Source organism: Bartonella sp. AU15XJBT, from assembly GCF_028618615.1.
In the GTDB taxonomy this organism is placed as follows: Bacteria; Pseudomonadota; Alphaproteobacteria; order Rhizobiales; family Rhizobiaceae; genus Bartonella.
Genome location: NZ_JAQITG010000057.1, coordinates 1 through 3,948, shown reverse-complemented (window position 1 = coordinate 3,948; position 3,948 = coordinate 1). Strand labels below are relative to the sequence as shown.

Annotated in this window: 2 protein-coding genes and 1 pseudogene; all 3 read left to right on the top strand. The window is 33.0% G+C overall.

Annotated features, from left to right (window positions below):
* Positions 1-592, top strand: a pseudogene (locus PVV57_RS09690) (type ISP restriction/modification enzyme); the annotation flags it as partial.
* A gap of 1,810 nt (positions 593-2,402) precedes the next feature.
* Positions 2,403-3,200, top strand: coding sequence for a hypothetical protein (locus tag PVV57_RS09685; protein ID WP_273783983.1), 798 nt, complete (start codon positions 2,403-2,405; stop codon positions 3,198-3,200).
* An 82-nt stretch (positions 3,201-3,282) separates the two neighbouring features.
* Positions 3,283-3,930 carry a hypothetical protein gene (locus PVV57_RS09680; protein ID WP_273783982.1) on the top strand — a complete coding sequence of 216 codons (648 nt, stop codon included), beginning with the start codon at positions 3,283-3,285 and terminating at the stop codon, positions 3,928-3,930.
* The last annotated feature ends 18 nt before the right edge of the window (positions 3,931-3,948 follow it).

The following is a 3,948-nucleotide window of genomic DNA, read 5'->3' as shown; positions in this document are numbered from 1 at the left end:
TTTTATTATGTTTACGGTCTACTTCATTCGGAAGATTATCGCTCTCGTTATGCTGATAATTTATGCAAAGAACTGCCTCGTATTCCTTGCGTAAAAACGGCTGATGATTTTTGGAAATTTGTAACAGCAGGGCGTGAGACTTAGTCATTTGCACGTGAATTATGAAGATGTGGAACCTTATCCAGTGACCTTTAAAAAAGGTAATCCAAAAGTTACAGAGATCTCTAATCCCGAAGAATTTTACTATGTTACAGAAATGAAGTTCGCAAAAGCAGCTAAAGAGAAAGGAAAATCTGAAAAGGATAAATCGACTGTTTTTTACAATAGCAATATCACAATAACAGATATTCCTCTTGAAGCTTATGAGTATATCGTCAATGGCAAACCCGCTCTTGAATGGGTTATGGGGCGTCAATGTGTTAAGACTGATAAAAAGAGTGGCATTGTTAATGATGCCAATCGCTATGCTGTTGAAACCGTTGGCAACCCTGCCTACCCTCTAGAGTTATTTCAAAGGGTTATTACCGTAAGTTTAGAAACAATGAAAATCGTAAAAAACTTACCAAAATTAGAAATAAGAGAAACTGAATAACTTATAAAGCATGCTCACATAATGGGCATGTTAATCTTATTAAAGCCGCTTATGTATTAGTTTAAATAAAAGTTTATTTTATCATCTGTTATGAGATAACTAAGATAGGAAAGAATTACGTTATCAGAAATCCTTTAATGAACTTTTGTAAACGTATCATCTTGTGAGTTGATTACCTATAATCTTAAAAGGAATAATTTATCATGCGTTATTCTAAAAAGAAATCATTTACACTTTTAAACACTGTCATTTTGATTGCTTTAAGACTTTAAGAAACCCTATCTTAAAGTGAATTAGATTTTTTTACATTGCCTTTAAAGGATTACACCGTAATCTAAAATGATAGCTTTGTTTAAAGAGAGTTATGTATATTCATTTTGCTTATAGGTTTTGTCTGTTTTTAAAACCCCCAAAACACCTACAAAACCCTCTTAAATATATATTAAAAATTGTATTTATGTGTTGTGTTTAATATAGGTTGTTTATTTAAAACATTAACATATTGAAATATAATAACTTTTATTTTTAATTTAAAAAATATATAAAGGGAGGGGTAAAAAGAACATCCAAAACCCCCAAAACCCCCTAAACTATAACCATAATGATCTTGATAGCATCTCTTATGAGTTACAAGCTATCTTTTGAAAAGCTTTAAAGGGTCATATGATTTTCATAAAACACGTTGTAATCAATTCTCTAAATCATAAGGTTATCATTCAAAAGAACTGATAAAATTCATAAAAAGGATTTTAATAACGTAATCAGTTTTTACTTTCATACGCTTTTCATAAGACACGCTTTAATCACTCACTTTTGTCGGTTCAATTTACTGACACATAACTGACAAGTTTTAATCAACTCACATCATTGATTATCTTTAAAGATTGTATTCTTGATATGGGTTGTGTTTTAAAGATATTAACATATTGAAAAATAATGTTTTTAATTTTACTCATTAAAAAAAATAATTATAGGGGTTAGAGTTAACTGACTAAACTGACAAAAATGACAAAAGTCTATTAAAAGGGATTTTGCTCATCTCTATAATTATTATTCTCTCTTTAGATATTTTCATAACAAGCAATAAATCACAATTATCATATATCCTATTTATCATTTCTCTTATGAAAATGAAAAATAATGCGGTGGCTATAAAGAAGATAACAGCTATAAAGCACGCGTGAAAAAAAGCAGGCTTTCATAATCACATGCAAATGAACACATTGGTTATAAGAGCGCGGCTTTATTAAGGTTGTTTCATTAGAGACCTTTATAAACAAAATTCACAAAAAAATTTAAATTCATTTAGTAAAAAAACAGATAGGTTATAAAGATAAAAATACGCATGATGAGAGCGTTTATAAATATTATAAATGTATAGATTCAGAAAATAATGCAATCGTTTCATAAAGCAAATAATATAGCGTTAAAAGCACATAATAAAAAAGATGCAATTAATAAGCATAAGATATTATCAATACACAACGTATTTAAAAAATAAGAAAAAAATATCAAAAAAGATAAAATATTATTTGACAATAAATACGTATTTTGTTATATAAATACTCAAGTGATGAAAAACACTTTAAACAGTAAGCGGACAGATTACGAAACAATCTTTCCAAAGCTTTTAAAACTGGCTATCTTTTATGCTTTAATTAGCATATATGATGATTTTGTCGGGTGTGCTTACGCCATAAAATACCCTTATGGGAAAAGCGTAACAACGGACTTACTGCCGTGTTTTTCAACACCCGGCAATCCTTATAGGATTGTCAATGAAAAACGTCTAATCAGTAAGGTTTTAATTATGACAAATATTTCAAAAAACACCCCCGTTAATAAGAAAAAAACATATCCAAAATATGAACTTACTAATGAAACCCGCGTTGTTAACGGCGTGACTTTACACCGCATTAAAGCTTTAAGAGATTTTGATGATGTTAAAGCGGGGGATCTAGGCGGTTTTATTAAAGATGAGAGTGATCTCTCTCATGATGGCAATTGCTGGGTATATGATGATGCTATGGTTATCCAAGCAAGCGTTTCCGAAAATGCAAAAATACGCAATAATGCCTGTGTTGTGAATTATGCGAGGGTTTATGGGAATGCCGTGATTAGTGATAAGGCATGGGTTTTGAGTAATAAAGCACATGTTTATGACAATGCAATCATTAATGGCAATGCAAAAATTGGAGGCTATGTTTTTGGCAATGCCGTTGTGAGTGATAATGCCGTTATTACAGAGGGGGCTCTTATTTACGATAACGCCCGTGTTTATGAAAATGCTCATGTGAGTGGGCTTGTGTTTAATGATGCCCATGTCTACGGTAAATCACGCCTTGCTACGTGGTCAAAAGCTTATGGGAATGCTCATGTTTTTGATAAGGCTATAGTTTATGATGGGAGCAATATTTATGATAATGCCAAGGTTTCTGGCTCGGCGCGTGTTGGTCCCTGTGCAAAAATTCATGATAATGCTCATGTGAGTGGCAAGGCACAAATTTGCCAATTTACAACGATTTATGGTAATGCGGTGCTTAAAGAAAATAAGAAATTTTCTGAAGATGTCTGTGGTATTGATCAGGCTATAAATAACGCTGCGTAAATAATGGCGCGGGCGCGGCGGGGGCGCCCCTCTTTAACCATCTCATTCTGAAATTTAAATCTTTTTATAAAGGAATTGTGCTATGCAAAAAAAGTTTGCACTCACAAATGAAACGCGTGTATTTAATAATAAAACTCTTTATCGCATTAAAGCATTAAAAGACTTTTCTGATGTTAAAGCTGGTCAATTGGGCGGCTTTATTGAAAGTGAAGATAATCTCTCTCATGATGGCAACTGCTGGGTCTATGATAATGCTCTTGTTTTAAGTCCAGCCCATATTTACGAAAATGCCAAGGTTTTTAATAACGCTATTATAATGGGCTTTGTTTATGGCAATGCTCATATCTGTAATCACGCCCGCGTTTATGCAAATGCTCATGTTTATGACAATGCGCATCTTTCTAATAATGCTTGGGTCTGTGGGCGGGTTTATGGCAATGCCGTGGTTTATGATCATGCTGTTATCAGTGGTGCTGCTAAAATTTATGGCAAGGTTTATGGCAAGGCTAGCGTGGGTGGGTATACTCAAGTCTACGGTTCTGTTTATGGCAATGCTAAAGTGACTGGTTATCACACCATTAGAGGTTTGGTGCATGGCAATGCAAGGTTAAAAAGAGATGGTTATTCATATGTCAAACAAAACTTTTACTATGCATATGGGATTCCTGAAGATTGTGAAATTTATGAAAATGATACCGTTGTAAAGATTAGTGAAAATAAAGCTGCTTAAATAACGCTCGGGCGCGGC

What these genes read in the sequence shown, in the direction of transcription:
- PVV57_RS09680 (WP_273783982.1), top strand. Translation starts at nt 3,283, where the DNA reads ATGCAAAAAAAGTTTGCACTCACAAATGAAACGCGTGTATTTAATAAT.
- PVV57_RS09685 (WP_273783983.1), top strand. Translation starts at nt 2,403, where the DNA reads ATGACAAATATTTCAAAAAACACCCCCGTTAATAAGAAAAAAACATAT.